This is a genomic window from Achromobacter veterisilvae (genome assembly GCF_900496975.1).
In the GTDB taxonomy this organism is placed as follows: Bacteria; Pseudomonadota; Gammaproteobacteria; order Burkholderiales; family Burkholderiaceae_B; genus Achromobacter; species Achromobacter veterisilvae.
The window spans coordinates 1-23541 of the sequence record NZ_UFQC01000026.1; the positions used below are offsets into that span (position 1 = coordinate 1).

Sequence of the window (23541 nt, forward strand, 5' to 3'; positions counted from 1 at the left end):
TCCTCAACGTGCTGCTGGCCTGGCCGGATTGCTGCTTCCGGTCGGAGACCGTGGTGCATCCGCGCACGCGCAACACCTTGGCGTTTGTCCCGGCTCAGTTCAACGAGTTCGAGATCAGCCCCAAGGAGCGTGAGCTGATCGACATCTGCAAAGAGGAGAAGGCGCAGGGCCGCAAGGTCCTGGCCTACACGGTCTATACCGGCACGCGCGACACCACGTCGCGCCTGAAGGTGTTGCTGGAGCAGGAAGGCTTCAAGGTGGCGGTGCTGCGCGCGAGCGTGGATGCCAGCCGCCGCGAAGACTGGATCGCCGAGCAACTGGACCGTGGCATCGACGTGCTCATCACCAACCCCGAGTTGGTCAAGACGGGGCTGGACCTGTTGGAGTTCCCGACGATCGTGTTCATGCAGTCGGGCTACAACGTGTACTCGCTCCAGCAGGCGGCACGCCGCTCCTGGCGCATCGGGCAGAAGCAGCCCGTGCGTGTGATCTACCTCGGCTACGCCGGTTCCTCGCAGATGACCTGCCTGGAGCTGATGGCCAAGAAGATCATGGTCTCGCAGTCCACCTCGGGCGACGTGCCCGAATCCGGGCTCGATGTCCTGAACCAGGACGGTGATTCCGTCGAGGTCGCACTGGCCCGGCAGCTTGTCGCCGCATGACACGTTCCACTTACGGCCCTTCGGGGCCGTTTTTTTTGCCGCTCCCGGTAAATCGGACGCTGCCTGGTTCGCATTGTTTGCTGCCGCTCGCGGCCTGAGCGGCGATGGTGAGGGCTGGATGTTTCAGGACGCCGAGCTATGTGCCCCTCTCCACCGTGGTTTCACTATCCCGAACGCCGCCTTCTGGCGGGATTTCTCGGCCTGCTGTGGTCGGTGCTGGCCGGTGGCTGCGCGACGACGACTGCGCCGGTCGCGCCCGACACCATCGCGGAAGTCTTGGCCGCGCCTGAACCCGAGGCTTCCGAGTACATCCCGGTCGTGCGCTACGCCCGCTACACACTGGTCGAACTGGCACCCATGGCGGCGCAGCGCGACCTGTTGTTGCAGACCATCGACGTGTCCATGCCCGAGGATGCCCGCGCCACGGTCGGGGATGGGCTTCGGCACGTGCTCAAACGCAGCGGCTATGGCCTGTGCCAGACCGCGCATGCCGTGATCGAGCTGTACGCGCTGCCGTTGCCGGCGGTACACCTGCACCTCGGCCCCATGACCTTGCGCGATGCGCTGCTCACGCTGGCTGGCCCGGCCTGGGAACTGCACGCGGATGACCGCGCACGGCAAATCTGCTTCGAGCGGCCCGGCGATCGCGCGGTCGCCGAGTCCCCATCCGAGCCACCCGCCACCGAGGCGGTGCAGACGTTCCCGCTGGCACCCATGGTTTCGGGAGGCCAGCCATGAACGCCCCGCAACCTGCCCAGCGATCGACCGCCGCCGTGGTGGTGCAGAGCCTGATGTGGCTCTGGTTGATCTTCCTCAGCGTCTTGGCGGCCCTGGGCTACCAGGCCCTCAGCGACCAGGCCGACCAGGAGCGGCTGGATTCCCGCCTGCAACGCCTGGAAGCGCAGGCAACTGGCTTGGCCGAGACGATCGAGGCCATCCAGCAGCGCCCGGCCGTCGCGACGGACGCTGACCTCAAAGACACCCGCCAGATTCTGGAAGCACGCGCGGCCCAGGTCGAGAAATCTCTCAGTGGCTACGCAGCGGCCGACGACCTCCAGGCGCTGCGCGCGGAGGTCGAGCAGATCAAGGCGCGCCAAGCCGCCGCGCGTGCCACCGCACCCGCCCAGCGGCGCGCATCGCGCACGTCCGCCGCCTCCAAGACCGAGCTGCCGCCGCTGCCATTCCGCGTCGTCGGCGCCGAACTGCGCGCCGGCCAGCGCAGCGTGTCCGTCGCGCCGAGCATCGGGGACTTCACGCCCGCCCAACTTCAGGTGCTGCTGCCCGGGGATGCGGTCGGCCCGTGGCGCCTGCAGGCGATCGAGGGCAACACCGCAGTGTTCCAGGCCGGCAACCAGACCCGCCGCGTGGCGATTCCCTGACCGGAGCACCCCATGAAGCCGTCGATCCTCCTTTTCGCGGTCCTGGTGGCGTCGTCGCAATGGCCCGCCTGGGCGCAGCAGCCCGCAACGACCTCGGCGCGCAACGCACAGAGCCAGGAGCGCCCGCTGGCCGCCCGCGTGCTGGACGACCGGGTGGCAACCGAATGGGGCTTGCAGCCACAAGAATGGGCACGCTACCGCGAGCTGATGGATGGGCCGCTGGGTATCTACTCGCCCAACCTGGACCCGCTGTCCGCCCTGGGCATCGAAGCTCGCACGGACGAAGAACGGCGCCGCTATGCGGAACTGCAGGTGCAGGTGGAAGCGCGCCGCGTCGAGAAGCTGCTCGCCTACCAGCGCGCCTACGACGAGGCCTGGCAGCGCCTGAATCCGGGGATGCAGCGCGTGAACCTGCCCGACGACAAGCCGGGCGCCGGCCCATCCAGCAGTCCCTTGCGCGGCAGCGGCCGCATGGCGGTGTTCGTCAAGGACGGCTGCGCAGCCTGCGGACAGCTCGTGCAGCGCCTGCAATCCTCGGGCGCGGAGTTCGACCTGTACATGGTGGGCAGCCGCCAGGATGACGCGCGCATCCGCGACTGGGCCAAGCGCGCGCAGATCGACCCGGCGCGCGTGCGCGCCGGCAGCATCACGCTCAACCACGACGGCGGCCGCTGGCTGTCACTGGGCCTGCCCGGCGATCTGCCCGCCGCCGTGCGCGAAGTGAACGGCCAATGGCAGCGCCAGCCGTAGCCATGCCCCTGCGCGCACTGGTGCTCACTGCCGGCCTGTATGCCGTTGCCGCCCTGGCCCAGGAGGTTCCGCCACCGGCTTACCAGCTTGCCGCCCAGCGCGCAGGCATCCCCTCGACCGTGCTCTACGCCGTGGCCTTGCAGGAGAGCGGCATCCGGCGCAACGGGCGCCTGGTGCCGTGGCCGTGGTCCCTCAACGTCGCCGGCCAGTCGCGCCGCTTCGCCACGCGCGCCGACGCCTGCGCTGGCCTGCAGCAGGCGATGCGCGCCACGCCGCACACGCGCATTGATGCGGGCCTGGGCCAGATCAACCTCGGCTACCACAAGCACCGCTTTACCGGCGCGTGCGACCTGCTGGATCCGTATCGCAACCTGGCCGTTGCCGCCGAGATCCTGAAGGAGCAGCACACCCCCGGCGAGGACTGGCTGCTGGCGATCGGCCGCTACCACCGCCCCGCAGGCGGCGAGCCCGCCGCCCGCTATCGGCGCAGCGTGTCGCGCCACCTTGCCCGCGTGCAGGGCACGCGACCAGCCGCCGCGGTCCTCGCGGCGCGCCAGGAGACCTCCCCATGACGAAACCCCATCCCGCCCATCTCGCGTTCACGGGCCTACTCATGCTGCTGTCAGGCCTGCCGCTGGCCTCGCGTGCCGGCGAGCCACTGATCGTTGTCGAGGACCGTGGCGGCACGTCGGCATTGCCGTACTACGAAGCCCTGAATCTCCAGCCGCGCGCCAACGCACCGGCGCGGCCGTCCATCCCGACGCCCCAGGTTCCTGCCACACGGGCGGACGAAGCCGCGATGCTGCCGGTGCGCAGCGCCAAGCTCACGCCCGGCACCGTCGCGCGACGGGTGATCGAAGCGCCCGGCCTGCGGCCGTTCGTGGTCATCGGCGACGACGAGGCTTCCCGGGCCTGGTTGCAGCGCCGCGCCGCCGCTTTGCGCGAACGTGGCGCGGTCGGCCTGGTCGTCAACGTCGAGACCGCGCAGGGCCTGGCGCGGCTGCGCGCCCTGGTGCCGGGCGTGCCGCTCGCGCCCGTGGCCGGCGACGACCTGGCCGATCGCCTGGGCCTGCGGCACTACCCGGCGCTGATCACGGCCACCGGCATCGAGCAATGAAGCCATGTCGGGCAAACAGCCGGTCGAGGTTCTGCTACGCCCAGCGGTGGAGCTATACACCGTCGCGGCGTGTGCAGGCGCCGCGTTTCTGTGCCTGGTGGCCCCATGGTCGCTCGCGCTGAGCCCGGCCATGGGCATCGGCAGCGCCTTGGCGTTCGGCGCCTACGGCGCGATCCGCTACCGCGATGCCCGCATCATCCTGCGCTACCGGCGCAACATCCGCCGTCTGCCGCGTTACGTGATGACCAGCAAGGACGTGCCGGTCAGCCAGCAGCGCCTATTCGTGGGGCGCGGCTTTCTCTGGGAGCAGAAGCACACGCATCGGCTGATGCAGACGTACCGGCCCGAGTTCCGCCGCTACGTCGAGCCGACGCCGGCCTACCGGCTGACCAGGCGCCTGGAGGAACGGCTGGAGTTCGCGCCATTGCCGCTCTCGCGCCTGCCGAAGCTCACCGGCTGGGACGCGCCTTTCAACCCCGTGCGCCCGTTGCCGCCTGTCGGCGGCCTGCCAAGGCTGCACGGCATCGAGCCCGACGAAGTGGACGTCAGCCTGCCGCTGGGCGAGCGCGTCGGGCACTCGCTGGTGCTGGGCACCACGCGGGTGGGCAAGACGCGCCTGGCCGAGTTGTTCGTCACGCAGGACATCCGTCGCAGGAATGCTGCCGGCGAGCATGAGGTCGTCATCGTCATCGACCCCAAGGGGGATGCCGATCTCTTGAAACGGATGTACGTCGAAGCCCAGCGCGCTGGCCGCGAAGGCGAGTTCTACATCTTCCACTTGGGCTGGCCGGAAATCAGCGCCCGCTACAACGCCGTGGGCCGCTTCGGTCGGATCTCGGAAGTGGCGACACGCATCGCGGGGCAGCTCTCCGGCGAAGGCAACAGCGCGGCGTTCCGCGAGTTCGCATGGCGCTTCGTGAACATCATCGCCCGCGCCCTGGTGGAACTGGGGCAGCGCCCGGACTACATGCTGATCCAGCGCCACGTCATCAACATCGACGCGCTGTTCATTGAGTACGCCCAGCACTACTTTGCCAAGACGGAGCCCAAGGCCTGGGAGGTGATCGTCCAGATCGAGGCCAAGCTCAACGAGAAGAACATCCCAAGGAACATGATCGGGCGCGAGAAGCGTGTGGTGGCGCTGGAGCAATACCTCTCCCAGGCGCGCAACTACGACCCTGTGCTCGATGGCCTGCGCTCGGCGGTGCGCTACGACAAGACCTACTTCGACAAGATCGTTGCATCGCTGCTGCCGCTGCTGGAAAAGCTCACGAGCGGCAAGATCGCCCAGCTCCTGGCGCCGAACTACTCCGACCTGGCCGACCCGCGCCCGATCTTCGACTGGATGCAGGTGATCAGGAAGCGCGCCGTCGTCTATGTCGGCTTGGACGCGCTGTCCGATGCGGAGGTCGCCGCAGCGGTCGGCAACTCGATGTTCAGCGATCTCGTCTCGGTGGCTGGGCACATCTACAAGCACGGAATCGACGATGGCCTGCCGGGCGCATCGGCTGGTGCGCGCGTGCCGATCAACGTGCATGCGGACGAGTTCAATGAATTGATGGGTGACGAGTTCATTCCGCTCATCAACAAGGGCGGTGGCGCGGGCCTGCAAGTCACCGCCTACACGCAAACGCTTTCGGACATCGAGGCCCGCATCGGCAACCGCGCGAAGGCCGGCCAAGTGATCGGGAATTTCAACAATTTATTCATGTTGCGCGTGCGCGAGACGGCCACCGCGGAACTGCTGACGAGGCAGTTGCCGAAGGTCGAGGTCTATACGACCACCATCGTCTCGGGCGCGACGGACAGCTCAGACATCCGCGGCGCGACGGACTTCACGTCGAACACCCAGGACCGCATCAGCATGGCCAGCGTGCCGATGATCGAGCCGTCACACGTCGTCGGTCTGCCCAAGGGCCAATGCTTCGCGCTGCTGCAGGGCGGCCAGCTTTGGAAGGTGCGCATGCCGCTTCCGGCGCCAGACCCCGATGAAGTGATGCCGACGGACTTGCAGCAACTGGCCGGGTATATGCGCCAGAGCTACAGCGAGGCCACGCAGTGGTGGGAGTTCACCAGTTCCGCAGCCTTGCCGCATGCAGCCTTGCCCGACGACCTGCTGGATGACGCCGCTCCAGCCGAGCCTGACGCGGTGGCCACCGGCGCCGACGACAGCACCGGCGAGGCCGCACCATGAAGGATGCCGCCTCGACCGCGCAGCGGGAGCAGAACCAGCGCCAGGGGCTGATCGTCGGCACCATCACCTTGCCGTTCCGGCTGCTCGGGGTGCTCATCGGCTCGCTGCTGTTCTCGATCGTGGTGGAGTGCGTCGGCATGCACCTGTTCTGGAAGGACCAGGGCTGGCGCCACTCCCAGCAGATGCTGCAGTACGAACTCGGGCACCTGTCCAACCACTTCACGCGCAGCGTGGTGGTGCAGGAGCCCGGGCGCACGGCGCACGAGCTGGTGGATACCGGGTACGAGTGGGTGTTCGTGCGCTCGGGGTTGCTGGAGCGCATGAGCCAGACCGCCGAGCGCGCCCGCGCGGCCAGCCACGGGCAGAGCCGCAACTTCCGCTACTACATCAGCCAAGTCTATGTCTGGGCCGAAAGCTACCTGATCGCTGCGGCCTTCACGACGCTCACCTTCCTGGTGCGCCTGCTGGTCCTGGTACTCACGCTGCCGCTGATCCTCACTGCAGCATTCGTCGGCCTGATCGACGGCCTGGTGCGACGGGATGTGCGCCGGTTCGGCGCGGGCCGCGAATCCGGCTTCATCTACCACCGCGCGAAGGCCAGCCTGATGCCGTTGGCCGTGCTGCCTTGGGTCACCTATCTCGCACTGCCCATAGCGGTGCATCCTCTGGTCATCCTGCTGCCCAGCGCGGCGTTGCTGGGGATGGCAGTCAGCCTGACCGCAGGCAGCTTCAAGAAGTACTTATGAGGTGACACGGGCGGCACTGCTCTGCAAAGCCGTGTGCCGTTCATCGGTTCTGCAGGGTATCAAGAGCAGCATCCAACGCCGTAACCGCCTCGACGACCGTTCTTACCGTCGCCCGATCGAACTCATGATCGCGCTGAGCGTCGTGCACACCGCTATTGAGGTAACCCCATTCAATACTCGTACCGCTGACATTGAGCAGCCTGACCAACGCCCCTACGGCATCCGGCGCACCCGCATGTTGCGCCGCGATACGCTCGACGGCCGACCGCAACTTGGTGCATTTATTGTTCAGCTCCCAAGGCGCGCGGGGCCCGCTCAGCTTGATGTCGATCCGGCCGTCCGCCCGCCGACCCAGCCACGTCCACAGGCGGTCCGTCAGACTCTCCAGCGCCGGCCGGGCCTGGCGCAGTGCCTCGCGTTTCTCGTCAGCCGCCAACGCCTGCTGGGCCAGAAGAACATAGTTCTTCGCTGGCGGGTCGCTGTCGACCCGCAGTTCGTGCTCTCCCTGATGCGGGAGAAACTTGTAGCGCTTGATGGCCGCGGCGCGGCGCACGCCCAACTCCTGCTGGATGCGGTGCAGGAACTCCTCTGCGTGCGAGGTGAGGATAACCTGCTTGCCGTGGAGCAAACCGTCCTCGAAGAAGGTACGCCAGATGCCATCGCGATGGTCGTCGTCTATCGCATTGACGACGTCATCGAAGATGACCACGGGGCAGCCCTGCGCGAGGTTCTTGGCAAGCAGAATCGCCAGACCCAAGCATTTGATGTGCCCTTCGCTGAAGACGATCAACGCGTCGTAGCGCACGCCCGGCTCGCCGGCGAACTCCACCTCGATCTTGCCGTTCTCGGCCACGGGCAACCACAGCGCGTGCAGCAGATCGCCGGGCGGATCGGCCCGGTTGAATGCGTTGTAGAGATGGCGGGCTTGGTCTCCCAGCCCCTGTAGCAGAACCCCCGGCAGAGCGGTCAGGTATGCCTGAATCTCGGGTAGGAAGCCGTCGTAGGCGGCCTTGACCCGCTGATGGTGCACCACCACCGGCATTTCGTCCGTGGCCGCCTGGATCAGGCCGCGGTTCGCGTCGTCGAATTGGGCCACGGTTTGGCGGGCGGCCGCCAGCTCCTGATCCGCAGTCGTGCGCATGGTCCGCAGCCGTTCGATCTCCAGCTGATGCTGTTGCAGGCGGTCCCGCTCCTGGGCCATCGCGCCGCGCTGGGCATGCACGTCGCGCGCCTGCGCGTCGAAGCCTTCGATGATCTGTGCGATCCGTAAGAGGGCTTGCCAGGCGCGCTGGTCCCCATTCACCCAGCCGCCGAGCCAATTGCCCGCCGACGTGGGAGGCAGCAGTGGCAGGCCCGCGGCCTGCGATTCGGCAGGACAAGCGACCCCAGCCGCCGCCACCACGCGGCGCATTTCGTCCCACAGCGCTCGGACCGCCTCGCTCAACTGCGTCCGATGCCCGGCCTCTTGCTGCTGCAGGACGGCCAGTTGCGCGAGCTGCTCCAGGCCCATTCGCGCCCTGGCGAACGGGTCCTGTGCCACAGCGGCCAGTCCGGTTCCACATGCCGGACACGCGGTCGCCCCGTCCGCCAACGCTTGCACGGCCTCGTAGAGCTTCGCGTACGACACCTCGCCCGCGCGGGCCGCGAGTTGCGCGGAAGACGCTTGCCACAGTCCCTGGACGCGGTAGGCCTCTGCCAGCAACGCTTGCAGGCGGGCCTGGGTCACCTCGTGAATGGCAGGCGGGTTGGCGTCCAGCTGAGCCTGGACATACGGTAGCCGTCCTTGCTGCTGCGGCGTACCCAGCAGCCAGTCCACGCAGGCTTGATAGGTCGCGCCAGGTGACATGCGCTGCGCCAAAGCTTGTTCCAGGCCCTCGACCGCTGCGATCTTCTGCGGGTAGGCGGCGATGGTCTGTTCGGAGTTCGCCAACCGCAGGCGACGCTGCGCCAGCTGCGCCGCCTGCACGCCGGCAAGCATCAGGTCCTGATCGAGCGAGGGGTTGAAGCCGCGCACGAACTCGCTGAACTGGTCCACGCCGAACAGGGTGGCGATGAGCTGGCGCTGATCGCTCGGGGTCCGCGCGGCGATTCGGGCGAAATCGTCGAGGCGGTTCTTCTCGATGAAGCAGAAGCGATACTCAGCTTCGTCGGGCTGGACGGCCTGCGCTTCGCCCGCCGCCGTAGACGACAGGACTGGCGCGACGTGGCGGCGCAGGCGAGCGTTGTTGCAGTACGTCCGCTGGTCGACCCGCTTGGCCTGCGCTTCGCTGATCGAACCGAGCATCGCCACTTCCAAGGCTTCGCAGAAGCTGCTCTTGCCGGTGCCGTTGGCACCGTAGACCAAGGTGATGTCATGGCTGAGGTCGAACGTCTCCTGCCGCATGAATCCTCGAAACGGCCCGACTTCGAGCTGGTGCAGTCGCCCGAGCGCCGGCCCGTTTTCGGGGCCGCGCGCGTCCCCGTCGTAGGCGACAGGCATCTGCGCCAGATGCGCGATGGCCAGCGGCGCCAAGCGCGTGGAGCGCCCCCGGCGTGCAGCACCGACCTCGGCCAGTGGCTGCAGGTGATCGAGCACCAGGTGCGCCAGCCGGCGCACGTCGTCGTGCACGTGCCGCTGCGCCAAGTGCGCCAGGAACCGGTGGTACTCCGAACGTATGCTTGCCACAGCGCCCCCTCACTTGGTCAACCACTGACCGTAAGCCTCCACATCGATCATGGGGACCGTTCCACTGAACTGAAGCTGCGCGATCAGCTTGAAAAGAAACGCGGTCGCCGGCTTGTTTTCGTTGGTGTAGCTGTACGCGCCGCTGGCTTGGTCATAGAAAAAGTGCCCGTGGGCGGCAACGCATCCGATGTCCAGACGCCCCTCGGTGAGGTTTGCGTTCAGCGCCTTGTCCATGGATGGACCCAATGCAGGACTCCATTCGCTCTCGAAGGTGAGCAAGCCACCCAGAATCGGAATCAACGGCTTCGCTGGGTAGGTCCCGCCAGCGTGCGGGATCGGCAGGCTCGTGCGGTGCAGCCTGCGCACACTGGCGACCTTCTCCTGGGCATAGGCCACAAGCCCCGCGTCAGCCGTCTGCTTGGCCTCGAAAACGGCGTACACGCTTTCGGCTGGAATGATCGTCTCGTTCTCGTAGGTGAAGATAAAAGGCGAATATTGCCGATCAAACACCACCACATCGATCTGCTGGCTGAAGTTCCCCAGGCTGTCCACCACATGCGCCTTGGCCGCCTGGTACCGTTTGGGCAGATAGGTATCCAGCATGTCGATCCAGACGTTCTCGCTCGCATCCCCCTTCGTACCCGGGTGACCGAAGGTCTTGCGTACTACGGACAAGCGCTGCTGGATGTCCTCATGCAGGGACGACAGGAGCTGGGAAAGCGACCACTGGGACATGCTGTACCTCGATGGGACGTGTATGGAAGCCGATGGAATCAGGACAGTGGGAACTTGGGGCCAAACAGTGCGCGCCAGGCGCGAAGCGCTTCGATATTGCGACCACGACGCGCGTGGTCGATGGCGATGCTTGCGTCTTGGCTCGCCTGGAACAGCAGCTGCTGCGCGCGCTGCTTGCGCGCGGCATCCATATCGTTGCTGATCGCCGGGCCAAGTCCGGCGGGATCCGGCCACTCGTCATGAACTCGATCGGCAAGCGTGGCAAAGAACGACTGGATCTCGCGATCGAACGATCCTCCCCAGCCGCCGTAAAGACACTCAAGGGCCATTACCTCGATCAGGAACGAGGGCTTCACCGGCTTCAGATCGCCGTGCTTGGGATTGTTGTTCCAGTACTTCACCATGCGCACGAGACCTTTCCACTCATTGCCATAGGCTTGGTGCGCTGCGGTCGCCTTGTCCTTATGGATCTCCGGGTCCGTCTTGATCCACTTTCCGGACGCCGTATCGGGGATCTCATACTGGTCGCCGGTATCGAATGCGGGCACCGCATCCACGCTGACCACCCGGTAGTCCGTGTTGTCCTCCGCGTCGATGTGAACACCGAAATCCACGTTGATCGAGCGCGCCTGTTTGCGCACGGCCGCCGAACCGTATTTCTCCACCAATGCAGAGTGGAAATCATCCAGCACTACCGATGCGGCCTTGCCGTGGTAATGCTTCTCCGAGTCCTTCAGCACGAAGAAGATGTCGATATCCTTGAGCGGCTTCGTCTTCGTGTATCGAGCATAGGAACCGGTCAGGAAGCTGCGCGCAATGCCGAACTTGGTCTGCAGGTAGTCCCGCACTTCGTTCTGGCGTTGCGAGGCATTCTTCTGTTCGCGTTCGTTGAGTTCCAGACGCGACTTGAACTTGCGAAAAGCTTCATCGATCGACAGCATCAGCGTTGCCTCCAATATCCGGCCTGACCCGCCAGGCCGCTGTGTTCGACAGTCGAGCCTAGGCTCTGCTTGACCATTCCATCCGTCGAGCGATAACTTCCTTTGCTCCATCCCTCCACATCAGGTCGCCCTGGCTTTGTATCGAGCATTAACTTGTACTTGGCCTGCGATGGCAGCAGCCCAGCTTTCTTGATCGCGTACTTCAACTGCTCGGTATCTGTCCAGAAGCTGCCGTCGCCATCGGACCACCCATACACGATGTCGATATCCCATCGGGTCACGAGCTTGTCGGTTGCCGGGTTGTAGATCTCCAGAATCACCTTGCGCAGATCACCGGTCCCGAGCCACGTCTTGATGGCTCGGGTATTGCTCTCCCAGCGATCCGCAAAGTGCTCAGGGTCCAGCCCACTGAGCAGGATGATGTCTTTCAAGCTCTTGAGGATGTTGTCGGTCACATAGGTAACCGAGTGCGTGTACGAGTAGGTGGCGACGGTGCTCATGACTTGAGGAAACCTCCGAGGTCGAGCGACAGCGCTTGCCCAGCATCGGCCTGCGCCTGCGTGGCAATTCCTTGGCTCAAGTCCCGTGCAATGATGCGAGAACTGTGCTTTTTGAGCGCGCTTTGCACCCAGCCGAGCTGCTCCTTCGGACACGGCAGCGAGACTCCCCAGTCTCCCTTCAACGGCTCGAACCCCAAGACTTCTTCGTTGGCATCATCACCATAGATCGCGTCTTCGTCGAAGAGGCAGTAGATCCTGGTCCGTGGTCCATCGCATGTCGCAACGATGGGCGCGCTCTTGGGTGCCTGGTCGGCGATCAAGCTGGCGGCCACGCCCGTCACGGCCCTGAGTTCAGAGCGAGCCGTGCCGTCCTTGCCCTGAGTGAGCAGTTCGACAATGGCATCCCATGTCTGCAACGCATCGCGGTGCGGCGAGCTGCGAAACGTCCGGCTGACAACGGTGGTCATTTTTGCTTCCCTCCTTGAAGGCGCATTTGCTTTGCCTGTCGTATCGCACTGCGCAAGTGCTCTACGGAAAGCTTGTTCGGATCGATAGCCACTTGCGGGTCGGCCGCGAGGGCGTTGGCTACGACCTTGCGAATGGCCCGACCATCCAATCCGACGCACTCGCCAGCGCACGCGTCGAACTGGTGAGCCGAGGAAAGCTTGCCAATCCCCGGAAATGTCTTTGCCAGGCCATTCAGGCAGTCCACTAGGATCTGCTTGCAGGCATCCTTGCCGGGCAGTGGCACCTCCATCACCATGTCGCAACGAGATAGGAAGGCACTGTCGACGGCCTGTGGGAAGTTGCTGGTGGCCACGAACAGCAGATGCGGGTTGCGTTCGGCCAACATGTCCAACTGCACCAACACCGCGTCGGTGGCCCGGTGCACATCAACCGGGTTGGCTTCCAGGCTGAGCTTCGCTCGATCAGCCGCAAGCGTTTCGACCTCGTCCAGAAGGACGATCGTCGGGCCCGCCGCTGCGGATTCTGCGATCGATTGCGAGAACAGGTCTGCCACGGCGCGTTGAGTCTTTCCCATTGCAGAGCTCGTCAGCGTGTGAGGCTCCACTTCCAGCAATCGAAACTTCGCAGAAGAAAAAGATTCGGCCACACGATGCGCCAAGCCCCGTGCCAAGGAGGTCTTCCCAGTCCCCGGCGGGCCGACCAACAAGATCACGCCGTGCAGGGGGAGTACCGTGCGCTCCACCTTGGGGCGCACCGTGAAGTTGACGATCGCTTGTGACAGCAACTGTTTTTTGATGGCTTCGTCCATCACGATCGAATCCCACAAGTCACCCAGCGACTTATCCGGCAGCTTCCAGCTTCGATGGATGCCTTTCGGCAAAGTGGCGTCTGATGAAGGATTCTTGGTCATCCGTGGCTCTCGGCGGGTCAGAGAATGGTGCGATAGGTCGCCAGCACCTTGGTCGTTTGCACAAGGCCTTGGCGCAGCAGGATTTCGAGATAGCGGTCCACATCGATCGGCGGATGCTTGAGTTGGGCACGCTGGCGCTGCGCAGCCGACACTACGGCGGCCGCATCCAGATCCAGCAGGTTGTCCACAAACTCATCGGGGTGCTGCGATTCGATGCCGTACGGAGCCAGCAGATCGTTCGGGAAATCACGTTCGTTGAACGTCACAATCACGCTCGCACCGCAGCGAATCGCCGCAGCCAGGACGTGCCGATCGTTCGGATCGGGTAATGTCAGGCCTGCCACGAGCGCTTCGTAGCCCTCCACCAAGCCGTCCGGAATGGCCCTGTCCATGAGATCCGACGTCCTGTCGACCTGAACCCGGGTGAGATCGGGGCGGTTGATCAACAGATTGCGTTTCCACTCCTCATGAATGGCTTGGCTCCACCGCGCCCGGAAGCGGCCAGACAGGCCGAGCCACATCAGGAAATCCCGCAGTGGCGCGGGATATAGAACGCACGCGTCGTAGACGGCGGTGAATGGGGAATGCCTCATTCGTATCCCATTCCCAACTCTTGCGACTGCTGAGCGAGTTCGGCCATCGCCTGCTCACTGGCGCGCTCGCGCGCTTCCTTGTACTGCATCAGATCGGCGAACCTCACCCTGCGGTGCTTGCCGGTGCGATGAAATGCCAACACCCCATCTTCTAGCAGCTTGACGAAATGGGGACGGGACACGTTGAGCAAGTCCGCCGCCTCTTGGGTCGTCAGCTCTGCATGGACGGGCACCACCTTTACTGCATTGCCATCGGCCAACTCGGCCAGGATGTCGACCAGCAGGCGTAAAGCCGAGGTAGGCAGTTCCACCTGATGAGCCTGTTTGTGGTCATCAAAGATCTGGATGTGCTGCGTCTCGAACTGGGTTGCGAGGTAAGCCGCCAAGGCACGTTGACCCTGGACGGCTGCCTTAACCTCTCCCGCGGCGGGAAGGGTCATCTTGGATTGGGCAGTGGCGGTGGTCATGGGTAGCTCCTAAGCGAAAACGGTTGCAGAGCCGATCATATTCGAAACACTCGAAAAACGCAATAATCGAAACTCCACCCGGGCTTTTGTAGGTTCGCTCGCGGTATGCCCAGTCCGGTCGTCCGCCAGTTCCTATTGTTTGCGGCCTAAAACAGCCCTGATCTCCACGATCACCCCATTGCTGATCACACAGGAATGGCGCGATGGTGGCTTCGATCTGGCTGCGCGCCGCGCATCGCGGCGTGCCCACTTTTCTCGTGACGGCCCTCCTGCTGGGTCAGTCCCAGATGGCCTTGGCCGAGTCTCCGGCACAGCGCCAGGAGCTGGTCGCCGCACTGCGCCAGCTCGACGCGCTGGAGCGCACCGTCGCGGACAGCGCCGCGCATGCCCCCATCCAGCCGGGCGAGCGCTACCACTTCGACTACCCGCGGCTGCTGGCTGACCTGGCGCGCGTTCGCGCCGGCATCCAGTTTCACCTGACGCCATCGCGCGCTCAGCCGCGCGACCCCTCCGAACTGGCCGGCGACTACCGCACCGAGCGGGCGGCCGAGCCGCTGCCGGCGACGACTGCGGGGGGCAAGCAATGAACGGCGCCCAGGTCTCGGCATTTCAAGCCAACAGCGGCATCGCGCCTTCCGCAATGGCGACCGTCCTGGTCGGCGTCGTGTTCGCGGTCCTGCTCGTGTGGGGCGTCTGGGCCATCCGAACGGCCTACGTGGGGTGGTCCGAGAGCCGCCTCAACCAGCGCCAGTTCCTCGGCGTCTGCATCCGCTTCGTCGCGATGTACCTCGTCCTGAGTTTCTTCCTTCTGTCCTGACCTGAAAGGCCCGACCATGCACAACCGCATCCTCACTTCCCGTCTCGCCCAGCGCGCCGCCATGGCCCTGGGCGCCGCCGCGCTGCCCGCGCTGTCGTTCGCGCAAGGCCTGCCGCAGTTGGAGAACCCGACGCGCGGCACCGGCAACGGCATCATGGAGACGATCCGCAACTACGGCTACGACATCATCATGCTCGTGGCCCTGCTGGTGGTGGCGTCGATGTTCATCGGCGTCTGCTACCACGCCTACGGAACCTACGCGGAGATCCACACCGGCCGCAAGACGTGGGGCCAATTCGGCCTCACGGTCGCCATCGGCGCCGTGTTGCTCGTGATCGGCATCTGGCTGCTCACCGAAGCCACGGGCATCCTGTAAGGCGAGGCCGGTATGTCCGAGCAGCAGCACGTCCGTGCGGACGGGACGGTCACGTTCCTTCCGCACCGGCTCAACCGCCATCCCGTTGTCGTGCGCGGCCTCACCGCCGACGAGCTGTGGATCTGCTGCGGCCTGTCCGGCGCCGCCGGCCTGCTGGTCGGCGCGCCGCTTTCGTGGGTGTTCCGCACGATCGCCATCGCACCGACGTTCGTTGTCCTGGGCGTGGCCTTGGGCGTGTTCATCGGCGGCGGCATCCTGCGCCGCCTCAAGCGTGGGCGCCCCGACACCTGGCTTTATCGGCAGTTGCAGTGGCGCATCGCAACGGGCCATCCGCTGATGGCCGGCTGGGTGGGCGGCCACGTGCTGATCTCGCGCTCGGGCTTCTGGTCCACCCGCAGGAGCATGCGATGAGTCGCTTCAAGAACGAGATCGCCCACCTGCAGGCGCACATCAAGACCTTGCGCCTGGGCGCGGGCGCGCTGGTCATTGTCGCCCTGGTCATGGGCGGCGGCTGGTGGAGCGCGCCGCGCGACCTGACCATCCACGTCCCGCCCGACCTGCGCTCTGGCAGTACCCGCAAGTGGTGGGAAGTGCCGCCCGAATCGGTCTATGCGTTCACGTTCTACGTGTTCCAGACGCTGAACCGCTGGCCGACCAATGGCGAAGAAGACTACTCGCGCAACCTCCACACGCTCTCGCCGTACCTCACCCCGTCCTGCCAGGCCTTCCTTCGCGCGGACTACGACTACCGCCGCTCCACCGGCGAGCTACGCCAGCGCGTGCGCGGCATCTACGAGATTCCCGGCCGCGGCTATGGCGACGACCCCACGGCGCGCGTGCGCACCGTGTCCGATCGCGACTGGGTGGTGACGCTGGACATCACGGCGGACGAGTACTACGGCGCCGAGCAGGTCAAGCGCGCCCTGGTGCGTTATCCGATCAAGGTCACGCGGGTGGACGTCGATCCCGCCCGCAACCCGTTCGGCCTGGCGCTGGACTGCTACGAAGGCGCGCCCCAGCGCATCAGTGCACCGGAGCCGGCGCGCCCGGCGTCGAGTGGCCTGTCTCCGCAAGCGCCTCAAGGAGGAAACACCCCATGAAGCATCCTGTACTCGCGCTGCTGGGGCTACTGGCCGTGGCCGCGGCACCCGTCGCCCAGGCGGTGGAGATCCTGCGTTGGGAACGCATGCCACTGGCAGTGCCGCTGAAGGTCGGTCAGGAACGCATCGTGTTCATCGACCGGAACGTGCGCGTGGGCGTGCCCGCGGGCGTGGGCGAACGCCTGCGCGTGCAGAGTGCGGGTGGCGCGGTGTACCTGCGCGCCAGCGAGCCGATCGAGCCCACGCGGTTGCAACTGCAGGACGCCGACACGGGCGCGCTGATCCTGCTGGACATCGCAGCCGAACCGCCCAAGGACGGGGAAGCCGAGCTGGAGCCGGTGCGCATCGTCGAGGGTGACAGCGCACCGGGACGCTATGGCGAGCAGGCCGACAGTGCCGAGGCCCCGGCACGCGCCCAGGGCCAGGCAGGTGCGCGGACCGCGCGGCGCGAAACTCCGGTCCCTGTCGTGCTGACGCGCTTCGCCGCGCAGAACCTCTACGCACCGCTGCGCACCGTCGAGCCGCTTCCGGGCGTCATGCGGGTCAACCTGCCCCGCGACCTCGACCTGGACACACTGATGCCAACGCTGCCGGTGCGCGCGGTCGCGCTCGCGTCGTGGCGCCTGGAAGACCAATGGGTGACTGCCGTGCGCCTTACCAACACCGGCGCCGACTGGGTCGCGCTCGACCCGCGCGTGCTGCAAGGCGATTTCCTCACCGCCACCTTCCAGCACGAGGCGCTGGGCCCGCGCGGCACGCCCGAGGACACGACCGTCCTCTACCTGGTCACGGGCGGCCGCGGCCTCGCGCAGTCGCTGCTGCCGGCGATTCACCGCTTCGACCCTGCCGTGCATCTGCCGCAGCCGGACGGCGACGAGAACGCCAAGGAGGCCCGCCATGCGCAGTAACGGCCTGCTCAAGTGGCTGATGATCCCTGTCGCCATCCTGGTGCTGTTCGTCGGTATCCGGCTGTTCTCGGGTGGAGGCAGCACGGCGCCACCCGCGGCGGACAACGGCGCCCAGCTCACGCCCGAGGAAATGAAGGCGCTGGGCATCGAAGGCGACACCCCGCGCGACACCGTGGCGACGCTCGTTGCCCAAGTGAAGCAGTTGCGCACCGAGCTTCAGACCGCGCTCTCGGACAACAAGTCGCAGCGTGAAGAGAACCAGCGACTGCGCCAGCGCGAGAACTCCATCGACCAGCGCATCAACTCGGCGCTCGAATCCGAGCGGTCCAACCTGCGCCGCGACCAGGAGCAGGCGGCCAGCGCGCGCCAGCAGACCGAAGGGCTGCTCGCCGACCTGCAGCGGCGCCTGGACAGCATCGGCGGGCGCGGCGGCGGCCATGCGGACCTGCCCGTGGGCCTGGGGCTGCAGGGCGGCGACGAGGCCGGCATGGAGGGCGGCGTGCGGTGGGTCGAGCCGGACGACGCAAAGCCCGCCGAGGGGCGCAACGGCGGTCGTGGCGCGAGCGGCGGAATGAGCTTCCCCACGAGCTTCGGCCCGGCGCAGAGCACGCTCGAAACCACCGCGGAAACCGTGGCCAACGCGGGCGCCCGCGCCTCTGGGGTCAAGAGTGCCAAGCCGGTCTATACCGTGCCGACCAACTCCACGCTCATGGGTTCGGTCGCCATGACCGCGCTGATCGGCCGCGTGCCGATCGACGGCACGGTCAACGATCCCTATCCGTTCAAAGTCCTGGTCGGGCCGGACAACCTGACCGCCAATGGCATCGACATTCCCGACGTGGCCGGCGCCGTGTTCAGCGGCACCGCATCGGGCGACTGGACGCTTTCGTGCGTGCGCGGCCAGGTGCGCAGCATCACGTTCGTCTTCAACGACGGCACGATCCGCACGATCCCCGAAGACCGCGAGGGCAACCAGCAGAACAACCAGCAACGCGACGGCTTGGGCTGGATCAGCGACCCGCACGGCATCCCCTGCGTCAGCGGCGAGCGGCGCAGCAACGCCCAGCAGTACCTCGGCTCGCAGGCCCTGATCACCGCGGCCGGTGCCGGCGTGGCCTCGCTCATCGAGAGCGACAGCGGCCGCATGTCCTATGTCGGCTCGGACGGCTCCATCGGCACCGTGGGCATCACCGGCCAGGAAGCGGTCGGCCAGATTCTCGCGGGCGGTGTCCGGGACATGTCGGCCTGGGTCAACAAGCTCTACGGCCAGGCGTTCGCCGCCGTCTATGTGCAGCCCGGCGCCAAGGTCGCCGTCCACCTCGAAAAACCGCTCGCCATCGACTTCGATCCCGAAGGCCGCAAGGTCGATCACCGCGCAGGAGAAAGCCATGCTCTCGAACTCGATTAAGGGCCTGGTGCTGGCCCTCGCCGTCGCGGTGCTCGGCGGCTGCGCCACCAGCAAGGAAAAGCTGCTGACCCACGGTGACCGCACGATGATGGACATCTGGCAGCAGGAGGCCGGCGACGGCGGTGGCGCAGCCGGACGGAACGCCGGCCGCCAGCTGCTCGATGCGCGCCAGAGCCTGCGTCGGCCCCTGACCGACGCCGACGTGCAGGCCGCACCTGTCGAGCAGATGCGCTACACGCGCACCGCGCGCAATGAGGTCCACCGCCAGTTCCAGCGCCTGCCCAATCCCGATCTCGTGATGTACGTGTACCCGCATCTGGCCGGCACCGATCCCGTGCCGGTGCCCGGCTACACGACCGTCTTCCCGCTCTACCAGCGCATCCAGTACGCGATGCCGGGCGAGCGCGTGGAGGACTACTGATGCGGTGGAAACTCCCATGGCCGAAGCTGGCCGGCGCCGGCTCCAGTAGCCCGGCTAGCGATGAGCAGCCGGACAGCTGGCAGCGCCACGTCGAGGCCTTGCGCCAGGCCGGCATCCCCGAACCCGGTTCGGCAGTCCACGGCCGCAAGCCAGCGACCGTGGCCGACGAGCAGGCGCTGTACGACGTTGCGCCGTCCTTCGTGGAACTGCTGCCCTGGGTGGAGTTCTTGCCCGGGTCGAAATCGATGCTCCTGGAGGATGGCCAATCGGTGGCGGCGTTCTACGAACTGGTGCCGCTGGGCACCGAAGGCCGGGAACCCGGCTGGCTCGCGCATGCCCGCGACGCCCTGGAAAACGCGCTTCAGGACAGTTTCGATGAACTGGACGAGAACCCGTGGGTGCTCCAGCTCTATGCCCAGGACGAACCGAGCTTCGACCAGTACATGCAGACCTTGCGCGATTACGTGCAGCCACGTGCGCGCGGCTCGGCGTTCACCGAGTTCTACTTGCGCTTCTTCGGCCACCACCTGCGCGCTGTGGCCAAGCCCGGCGGCCTGTTCGAGGACACGGTGGTTACGCGGCTGCGCTGGCGCGGGCAGACGCGGCGTGTGCGCATGGTGGTGTACCGCCGCGCGAGCGGACAGGGACAGGCAAACCGCCGCGGCCAGACACCCGAGCAGATGCTGGGCATCGTCTGCGACCGCCTATGCGGCGGCCTGGCGAACGCCGGCATCCAGGCCCGGCGCATGGTTGCAGCGGACGTTCACGACTGGCTGCTGCGATGGTTCAACCCGCGCCCCACGCTGCTCGGCCCTGGGGTGGAGGACCGGGAGCGCTTCTACGCGTTGGCGCGCTATCCGGACAGTACCGAGGAAAGCGAGGCCGGCGAGATCGAGTTGGCGAGCGGGCGGGATTTCAGCCAGCGGCTGTTCTTTGGGCAGCCGCGCTCGGACGTGGCGCAAGGGGCCTGGTACTTCGACGGCATGCCGCACCGCGTGCTGATCACCGACCGGCTGCGCATGCCGCCCGGCACCGGGCACCTGACCGGCGAGACCCGCAAGGGAGACGCGATCAACACGCTATTCGATCAGATGCCCGAGGACACCTTGATGTGTCTCACCATGGTGGCCACGCCGCAGGACGTCCTCGAATCGGACCTCAACCATCTGGCGAAGAAAGCTGTGGGCGAGACGCTGGCGTCGGAGCAGACGCTCAAGGACGTGCATGAAGCCCGCTCCCTGATCGGCAGCGCGCACAAGCTCTACCGGGGCACTCTGGCGTTCTACCTACGCGGGCGCGACGAGGCGGAACTGGATCGGCGCGGCCTGGACCTCGCGAACGTGATGCTCAACGCCGGCCTGCAGCCGGTGCGCGAGGACGACGAGGTGGCGCCGCTCAACAGCTACCTGCGCTGGCTGCCGTGCTGCTACAACCCCGGCAAGGACCGGCGCCGGTGGTACACGCAACTGATGTTCGCCCAGCACGCGGCGAACCTGTCGCCGGTGTGGGGCCGCGCCCAGGGCACGGGGCACCCCGGCATCACGATGTTCAATCGCGGAGGCGGCCCGATTACGTTTGACCCCTTGAACAGGTTGGATCGGCAGATGAATGCCCATCTGTTCCTGTTCGGTCCCACGGGCTCGGGCAAGAGCGCCACGCTCAACAACCTGCTGAACCAGGTCACCGCGATCTATCGGCCGCGCCTCTTCATCGTGGAAGCCGGCAACAGCTTCGGCTTGTTCAGCGACTTCGCCAGGCGCCTGGGGCTGACCGTGAACCGGGTCAAGCTGGCACCCGGCTCGGGCATCAGCCTGGCGCCGTTCGCCGACGCACGCCGGCTGATCGAAACGCCCAGCGACGTGCAGACGCTCGATGCCGATGCACTGGACGAAGACCTGCCACCGGATGCCTCGGCCATGGAGGCGGACGAGCAGCGCGACGTGCTGGGCGAGCTGGAGATCACGGCACGGCTGATGATCACGGGCGGCGAAGACAAGGAAGAAGCGCGGATGACGCGGGCCGACCGCTCGCTGATCCGCCAGTGCATCCTCGACGCGGCCGAACATTGCGTGGCAGAGAAGCGCACTGTGCTCACGCGCGATGTGCGCAATGCGCTGCGCACCCGCGGCCAGGACCCGACGTTGCCCGAGATGCGGCGCGTGCGGCTGCTGGAGATGGCGGACGCGATGGACATGTTCTGCCAAGGCACGGACGGCGAGATGTTCGACCGCGACGGCACGCCGTGGCCCGAGGCCGACATCACGCTGGTCGATCTGGCGACCTACGCCCGCGAGGGCTACAACGCGCAGCTCTCGATCGCGTACATCAGCCTCATCAGCACGGTGAACAACATCGCGGAGCGTGACCAGTATCTCGGCCGCCCGATCATCAACGTGACCGACGAAGGCCACGTGATCACCAAGAACCCGCTGCTCGCGCCGTATACCGTGAAAATTACAAAAATGTGGCGCAAGCTGGGGGCCTGGTACTGGCTAGCTACACAAAATATTGACGACCTACCGCGCGCCGCGGAGCCGATGCTCAACATGATCGAGTGGTGGATCTGCCTGTCGATGCCCCCCGATGAAGTGGAGAAGATCGCGCGGTTCCGCGAACTGAGCCAAGCGCAGAAAGCGCTGATGCTCTCGGCACGCAAGGAAGCGGGCAAGTTCACCGAGGGCGTCATCCTCTCCAAGAGCATGGAGGTGCTCTTCCGCGCCGTGCCGCCGAGCCTGTATCTCGCGCTCGCGCAGACCGAACCCGAAGAGAAGGCCGAGCGCTACCAGCTCATGCAGCAGCACGGCGTCAGCGAGTTGGATGCCGCCTTCAAGGTGGCCGAGAAGATCGACCGGGCACGCGGCATCGAGTCGCCGGCCCTGGACCTGCCCTGAATCTGCCGTACACCGGAGAACGCCATGGAACAGAAACGCCCATCCATTCCGATGCAGGTCCAGGCGTTCCGTCGTCGGCGCTGGCAGTTCCGCTGGCCCTGGGCATTGGCCGCGGTGCTGGTTGCGCTGCTGCTGATCTGGCTCGTGTCACGTTCGCCAGGCGGGTCCACACCTCAGACTTCGGCGCCAGTCAGCGACACGCAGGTGGCTGGGCCTCCGTGGCAGATGGGCAATCCGGAAGGGCGTTTCACGCTGACGCTCTACGCGGACCTCGAATGCCCGTTCTGCCGGTCCTATTTTCCAGTGCTCAAGCGTTGGGTGGCCGGCAATGCGGACGTGACCTTGCAATGGCACCACCTGCCGTTGGCCGCGCATGAGCCAGCCGCGTCCGCCGAAGCGCGCCTGGCGGAATGCGCGGGCGAAGCCGGCAGCCATGCCGCCTTTTGGCAGGCCGTCGAATGGGTCTATGCCCACACGCGGAGCGACGGCCAGGGCTTGCCTGAAGGGCTGCGCTACCCCGACCTCACTCCAGCGATCGAGCAGTGTCTGGCGAGCGAGCGGCCCGATGCACCGATCCGCGCCCAGACGGCGGAAGCCACGAACAGCGGCGTGATCGCCACGCCATCGCTGCGGCTGCACGATCGCGAAACCGGCAAGGCGATCCTGCTGCAGGGCCCGATCGAGGGCGATGCCTTGCTGTCGGCCATGGACATGCTCGCGGCCGGCGATCCCGCCGCCATACCCACATCGGAAATGCCTGCCGACGTCGTCGGCGACATGCCCAGGTAGCCCCGGTCTTCAAGGCTACGGCGCAGTCCGCTGCGCTGACCGCAACCCGTTCGCCTCGCATCCTGGCCGCGAACGATCACCGCCACCGCGGTGATGGATGCACCTTGTTCGTTCCCCAGGAGGGCTTGCCCTCCCCGGGCGCGCGCCCTCCGATCTCACCATTTGGAGGTTCGCCATGTCTTTCGTCGTCAATGACTCCTGCCTGGAGTCGCTTTCCGCCATCGCTGCCCAGCACGAGGACTGGATCATCCAGCAAGCCATTGCGCTGCTGGAGAAGCGGGTTTTCAAAGCGGGTCCGAAACTCCTCGACCCCACGGCCGTGCGCGACTACCTGCGCGTGAAGCTGGTGGCCGAGCCCAACGAAATATTCGTCGCTGTGTTCCTGGACAGCATGCACCAGGTACTGGCCTACGAGCCGCTGTTCAGGGGCACGATCAACGCGACTTCGGTCTATCCGCGTGTCGTTGTGCAGCGTGTTCTGCAGTTGAATGCGGCCGCGGTGGTCTTCGCGCACCAGCACCCCTCGGGCATTTCCGAGCCGTCGAGCGCGGATCGCATGCTGACCCAGCAACTGCAGGCCGCGCTGGCGCTCATCGATGTGCGGGTACTGGACCACATCATCGTCGGCCAGGGTGCCCCGTTCTCCTTTGCGGAGTCCGGCCTGCTGTAAGGGTTGTACTGCTTCGTTGATCAGCGCGGAGGCT

General features: G+C 66.1%; 27 protein-coding genes. 19 read left to right on the plus strand and 8 right to left on the minus strand.

The window, feature by feature from the left end:
- The 8 genes from AVE30378_RS21540 to AVE30378_RS21575 form a co-directional block, all read left to right on the plus strand.
- On the plus strand, positions 1–662 hold a 662-nt coding region (locus AVE30378_RS21540; protein WP_165360262.1), incomplete at its 5' end, for a C-terminal helicase domain-containing protein.
- Positions 663–800: 138 nt separating this feature from the next.
- Positions 801–1400 carry a PFGI-1 class ICE element type IV pilus protein PilL2 gene (pilL2, locus tag AVE30378_RS21545; RefSeq protein WP_003098890.1) on the plus strand — a complete coding sequence of 200 codons (600 nt, stop codon included), beginning with the start codon at positions 801–803 and terminating at the stop codon, positions 1398–1400.
- Entirely contained in the window at positions 1397–2041 is a 645-nt protein-coding gene (locus tag AVE30378_RS21550) for a hypothetical protein (protein ID WP_003098888.1), read from the plus strand. The genes pilL2 and AVE30378_RS21550 overlap by 4 nt, the downstream gene beginning before the upstream one ends.
- Before the next feature lie 12 nt (positions 2042–2053).
- On the plus strand, positions 2054–2791 hold the full coding sequence (locus AVE30378_RS21555; RefSeq protein WP_003098886.1) for a TIGR03759 family integrating conjugative element protein: 738 nt from the start codon (positions 2054–2056) through the stop codon (positions 2789–2791).
- Positions 2773–3363 carry a transglycosylase SLT domain-containing protein gene (locus AVE30378_RS21560; protein WP_003109780.1) on the plus strand — a complete coding sequence of 197 codons (591 nt, stop codon included), beginning with the start codon at positions 2773–2775 and terminating at the stop codon, positions 3361–3363. Before AVE30378_RS21555 ends, AVE30378_RS21560 begins: the two co-directional genes overlap by 19 nt.
- Positions 3360–3908 carry an integrating conjugative element protein gene (locus AVE30378_RS21565; protein WP_003109779.1) on the plus strand — a complete coding sequence of 183 codons (549 nt, stop codon included), beginning with the start codon at positions 3360–3362 and terminating at the stop codon, positions 3906–3908. The genes AVE30378_RS21560 and AVE30378_RS21565 overlap by 4 nt, the downstream gene beginning before the upstream one ends.
- Positions 3909–3912: 4 nt before the next feature.
- Positions 3913–6102: a type IV conjugative transfer system coupling protein TraD gene (gene traD, locus AVE30378_RS21570; protein WP_004350569.1), complete on the plus strand. Its 2190-nt coding sequence runs from the start codon at positions 3913–3915 to the stop codon at positions 6100–6102.
- Positions 6099–6848 (plus strand): TIGR03747 family integrating conjugative element membrane protein, encoded by a 750-nt coding sequence (locus AVE30378_RS21575; protein ID WP_003153644.1) that lies wholly within the window; start codon positions 6099–6101, stop codon positions 6846–6848. Before traD ends, AVE30378_RS21575 begins: the two co-directional genes overlap by 4 nt.
- Positions 6849–6888: 40 nt before the next feature.
- Here the strand turns inward: AVE30378_RS21575 and AVE30378_RS21580 are convergent, their stop codons facing one another.
- From AVE30378_RS21580 to AVE30378_RS21615, 8 genes are read right to left on the minus strand one after another with little or no spacing between them, the layout of a single operon-like run.
- The gene (locus tag AVE30378_RS21580) at positions 6889–9513 is read right to left on the minus strand and encodes an AAA family ATPase (protein ID WP_003153642.1); all 2625 of its coding nucleotides are present in this window, start codon (positions 9511–9513) and stop codon (positions 6889–6891) included.
- A gap of 9 nt (positions 9514–9522) precedes the next feature.
- Positions 9523–10248, minus strand: coding sequence for a CBASS effector endonuclease NucC (gene nucC / locus AVE30378_RS21585; RefSeq protein ID WP_003050273.1), 726 nt, complete (start codon positions 10246–10248; stop codon positions 9523–9525).
- 38 nt (positions 10249–10286) lie between these two features.
- Positions 10287–11189: a CBASS oligonucleotide cyclase gene (locus tag AVE30378_RS21590; protein ID WP_003153640.1), complete on the minus strand. Its 903-nt coding sequence runs from the start codon at positions 11187–11189 to the stop codon at positions 10287–10289.
- Complete coding sequence (gene cap7 / locus AVE30378_RS21595; protein ID WP_003090159.1) at positions 11189–11689, minus strand: type III CBASS phage resistance system CD-NTase-associated protein Cap7; 501 nt, start codon at positions 11687–11689, stop codon at positions 11189–11191. Before cap7 ends, AVE30378_RS21590 begins: the two co-directional genes overlap by 1 nt.
- The gene (cap8, locus tag AVE30378_RS21600) at positions 11686–12156 is read right to left on the minus strand and encodes a type III CBASS phage resistance system CD-NTase-associated protein Cap8 (protein ID WP_003153638.1); all 471 of its coding nucleotides are present in this window, start codon (positions 12154–12156) and stop codon (positions 11686–11688) included. Before cap8 ends, cap7 begins: the two co-directional genes overlap by 4 nt.
- Positions 12153–13067 (minus strand): CBASS system CD-NTase-associated protein Cap6, encoded by a 915-nt coding sequence (gene cap6 / locus AVE30378_RS21605; RefSeq protein WP_003050256.1) that lies wholly within the window; start codon positions 13065–13067, stop codon positions 12153–12155. The genes cap8 and cap6 overlap by 4 nt, the downstream gene beginning before the upstream one ends.
- A 17-nt stretch (positions 13068–13084) precedes the next feature.
- Positions 13085–13660, minus strand: coding sequence for a PIN domain-containing protein (locus AVE30378_RS21610; protein ID WP_003153636.1), 576 nt, complete (start codon positions 13658–13660; stop codon positions 13085–13087).
- Positions 13657–14127 (minus strand): helix-turn-helix domain-containing protein, encoded by a 471-nt coding sequence (locus AVE30378_RS21615; RefSeq protein ID WP_003050245.1) that lies wholly within the window; start codon positions 14125–14127, stop codon positions 13657–13659. The genes AVE30378_RS21610 and AVE30378_RS21615 overlap by 4 nt, the downstream gene beginning before the upstream one ends.
- A 203-nt stretch (positions 14128–14330) precedes the next feature.
- Between AVE30378_RS21615 and AVE30378_RS21620 the strand changes: the two genes are divergently transcribed.
- The 11 genes from AVE30378_RS21620 to radC all read left to right on the plus strand — a co-directional run bounded on the left by AVE30378_RS21620 (position 14331) and on the right by radC (position 23507).
- Positions 14331–14714: an integrative conjugative element protein, RAQPRD family gene (locus tag AVE30378_RS21620; RefSeq protein ID WP_003090167.1), complete on the plus strand. Its 384-nt coding sequence runs from the start codon at positions 14331–14333 to the stop codon at positions 14712–14714.
- Complete coding sequence (locus tag AVE30378_RS21625; protein ID WP_003050225.1) at positions 14711–14944, plus strand: TIGR03758 family integrating conjugative element protein; 234 nt, start codon at positions 14711–14713, stop codon at positions 14942–14944. The genes AVE30378_RS21620 and AVE30378_RS21625 overlap by 4 nt, the downstream gene beginning before the upstream one ends.
- A 16-nt stretch (positions 14945–14960) precedes the next feature.
- Entirely contained in the window at positions 14961–15320 is a 360-nt protein-coding gene (locus AVE30378_RS21630; protein ID WP_003153634.1) for a TIGR03745 family integrating conjugative element membrane protein, read from the plus strand.
- 12 nt (positions 15321–15332) lie between these two features.
- Positions 15333–15731: a TIGR03750 family conjugal transfer protein gene (locus AVE30378_RS21635; protein WP_003153632.1), complete on the plus strand. Its 399-nt coding sequence runs from the start codon at positions 15333–15335 to the stop codon at positions 15729–15731.
- The gene (locus tag AVE30378_RS21640; protein ID WP_004350603.1) at positions 15728–16420 is read left to right on the plus strand and encodes a PFL_4703 family integrating conjugative element protein; all 693 of its coding nucleotides are present in this window, start codon (positions 15728–15730) and stop codon (positions 16418–16420) included. The genes AVE30378_RS21635 and AVE30378_RS21640 overlap by 4 nt, the downstream gene beginning before the upstream one ends.
- Entirely contained in the window at positions 16417–17328 is a 912-nt protein-coding gene (locus tag AVE30378_RS21645) for a TIGR03749 family integrating conjugative element protein (protein ID WP_004350604.1), read from the plus strand. The genes AVE30378_RS21640 and AVE30378_RS21645 overlap by 4 nt, the downstream gene beginning before the upstream one ends.
- Positions 17318–18736, plus strand: a complete 1419-nt coding sequence (locus tag AVE30378_RS21650; protein WP_004350605.1) for a TIGR03752 family integrating conjugative element protein — start codon at positions 17318–17320, stop codon at positions 18734–18736. Before AVE30378_RS21645 ends, AVE30378_RS21650 begins: the two co-directional genes overlap by 11 nt.
- On the plus strand, positions 18717–19157 hold the full coding sequence (locus AVE30378_RS21655) for a TIGR03751 family conjugal transfer lipoprotein (protein WP_003149753.1): 441 nt from the start codon (positions 18717–18719) through the stop codon (positions 19155–19157). Before AVE30378_RS21650 ends, AVE30378_RS21655 begins: the two co-directional genes overlap by 20 nt.
- The gene (locus tag AVE30378_RS21660) at positions 19157–22048 is read left to right on the plus strand and encodes a conjugative transfer ATPase (protein ID WP_011516996.1); all 2892 of its coding nucleotides are present in this window, start codon (positions 19157–19159) and stop codon (positions 22046–22048) included. Before AVE30378_RS21655 ends, AVE30378_RS21660 begins: the two co-directional genes overlap by 1 nt.
- Positions 22049–22072: 24 nt before the next feature.
- Entirely contained in the window at positions 22073–22837 is a 765-nt protein-coding gene (locus tag AVE30378_RS21665; RefSeq protein WP_003149757.1) for a DsbA family protein, read from the plus strand.
- A 175-nt stretch (positions 22838–23012) separates the two neighbouring features.
- On the plus strand, positions 23013–23507 hold the full coding sequence (gene radC, locus AVE30378_RS21670) for a RadC family protein (protein WP_003149760.1): 495 nt from the start codon (positions 23013–23015) through the stop codon (positions 23505–23507).
- Positions 23508–23541: the final 34 nt, after the last annotated feature.

Excerpts from the sequence above, each read along its gene's own strand:
- AVE30378_RS21660 (WP_011516996.1), top strand. The coding sequence starts at position 19,157 with ATGCGGTGGAAACTCCCATGGCCGAAGCTGGCCGGCGCCGGCTCCAGT.
- AVE30378_RS21550 (WP_003098888.1), top strand. The coding sequence starts at position 1,397 with ATGAACGCCCCGCAACCTGCCCAGCGATCGACCGCCGCCGTGGTGGTG.
- AVE30378_RS21555 (WP_003098886.1), top strand. The coding sequence starts at position 2,054 with ATGAAGCCGTCGATCCTCCTTTTCGCGGTCCTGGTGGCGTCGTCGCAA.
- AVE30378_RS21620 (WP_003090167.1), top strand. The coding sequence starts at position 14,331 with ATGGTGGCTTCGATCTGGCTGCGCGCCGCGCATCGCGGCGTGCCCACT.
- AVE30378_RS21665 (WP_003149757.1), top strand. The coding sequence starts at position 22,073 with ATGGAACAGAAACGCCCATCCATTCCGATGCAGGTCCAGGCGTTCCGT.
- cap6 (WP_003050256.1), bottom strand. The coding sequence starts at position 13,067 with ATGACCAAGAATCCTTCATCAGACGCCACTTTGCCGAAAGGCATCCAT.
- AVE30378_RS21635 (WP_003153632.1), top strand. The coding sequence starts at position 15,333 with ATGTCCGAGCAGCAGCACGTCCGTGCGGACGGGACGGTCACGTTCCTT.
- AVE30378_RS21630 (WP_003153634.1), top strand. The coding sequence starts at position 14,961 with ATGCACAACCGCATCCTCACTTCCCGTCTCGCCCAGCGCGCCGCCATG.
- pilL2 (WP_003098890.1), top strand. The coding sequence starts at position 801 with ATGTGCCCCTCTCCACCGTGGTTTCACTATCCCGAACGCCGCCTTCTG.
- AVE30378_RS21565 (WP_003109779.1), top strand. The coding sequence starts at position 3,360 with ATGACGAAACCCCATCCCGCCCATCTCGCGTTCACGGGCCTACTCATG.
- AVE30378_RS21625 (WP_003050225.1), top strand. The coding sequence starts at position 14,711 with ATGAACGGCGCCCAGGTCTCGGCATTTCAAGCCAACAGCGGCATCGCG.
- AVE30378_RS21655 (WP_003149753.1), top strand. The coding sequence starts at position 18,717 with ATGCTCTCGAACTCGATTAAGGGCCTGGTGCTGGCCCTCGCCGTCGCG.
- AVE30378_RS21645 (WP_004350604.1), top strand. The coding sequence starts at position 16,417 with ATGAAGCATCCTGTACTCGCGCTGCTGGGGCTACTGGCCGTGGCCGCG.
- radC (WP_003149760.1), top strand. The coding sequence starts at position 23,013 with ATGTCTTTCGTCGTCAATGACTCCTGCCTGGAGTCGCTTTCCGCCATC.
- AVE30378_RS21590 (WP_003153640.1), bottom strand. The coding sequence starts at position 11,189 with ATGCTGTCGATCGATGAAGCTTTTCGCAAGTTCAAGTCGCGTCTGGAA.
- nucC (WP_003050273.1), bottom strand. The coding sequence starts at position 10,248 with ATGTCCCAGTGGTCGCTTTCCCAGCTCCTGTCGTCCCTGCATGAGGAC.
- AVE30378_RS21575 (WP_003153644.1), top strand. The coding sequence starts at position 6,099 with ATGAAGGATGCCGCCTCGACCGCGCAGCGGGAGCAGAACCAGCGCCAG.
- AVE30378_RS21640 (WP_004350603.1), top strand. The coding sequence starts at position 15,728 with ATGAGTCGCTTCAAGAACGAGATCGCCCACCTGCAGGCGCACATCAAG.
- cap7 (WP_003090159.1), bottom strand. The coding sequence starts at position 11,689 with ATGAGCACCGTCGCCACCTACTCGTACACGCACTCGGTTACCTATGTG.
- AVE30378_RS21610 (WP_003153636.1), bottom strand. The coding sequence starts at position 13,660 with ATGAGGCATTCCCCATTCACCGCCGTCTACGACGCGTGCGTTCTATAT.
- AVE30378_RS21560 (WP_003109780.1), top strand. The coding sequence starts at position 2,773 with ATGGCAGCGCCAGCCGTAGCCATGCCCCTGCGCGCACTGGTGCTCACT.
- AVE30378_RS21615 (WP_003050245.1), bottom strand. The coding sequence starts at position 14,127 with ATGACCACCGCCACTGCCCAATCCAAGATGACCCTTCCCGCCGCGGGA.
- cap8 (WP_003153638.1), bottom strand. The coding sequence starts at position 12,156 with ATGACCACCGTTGTCAGCCGGACGTTTCGCAGCTCGCCGCACCGCGAT.
- AVE30378_RS21650 (WP_004350605.1), top strand. The coding sequence starts at position 17,318 with ATGCGCAGTAACGGCCTGCTCAAGTGGCTGATGATCCCTGTCGCCATC.
- traD (WP_004350569.1), top strand. The coding sequence starts at position 3,913 with ATGTCGGGCAAACAGCCGGTCGAGGTTCTGCTACGCCCAGCGGTGGAG.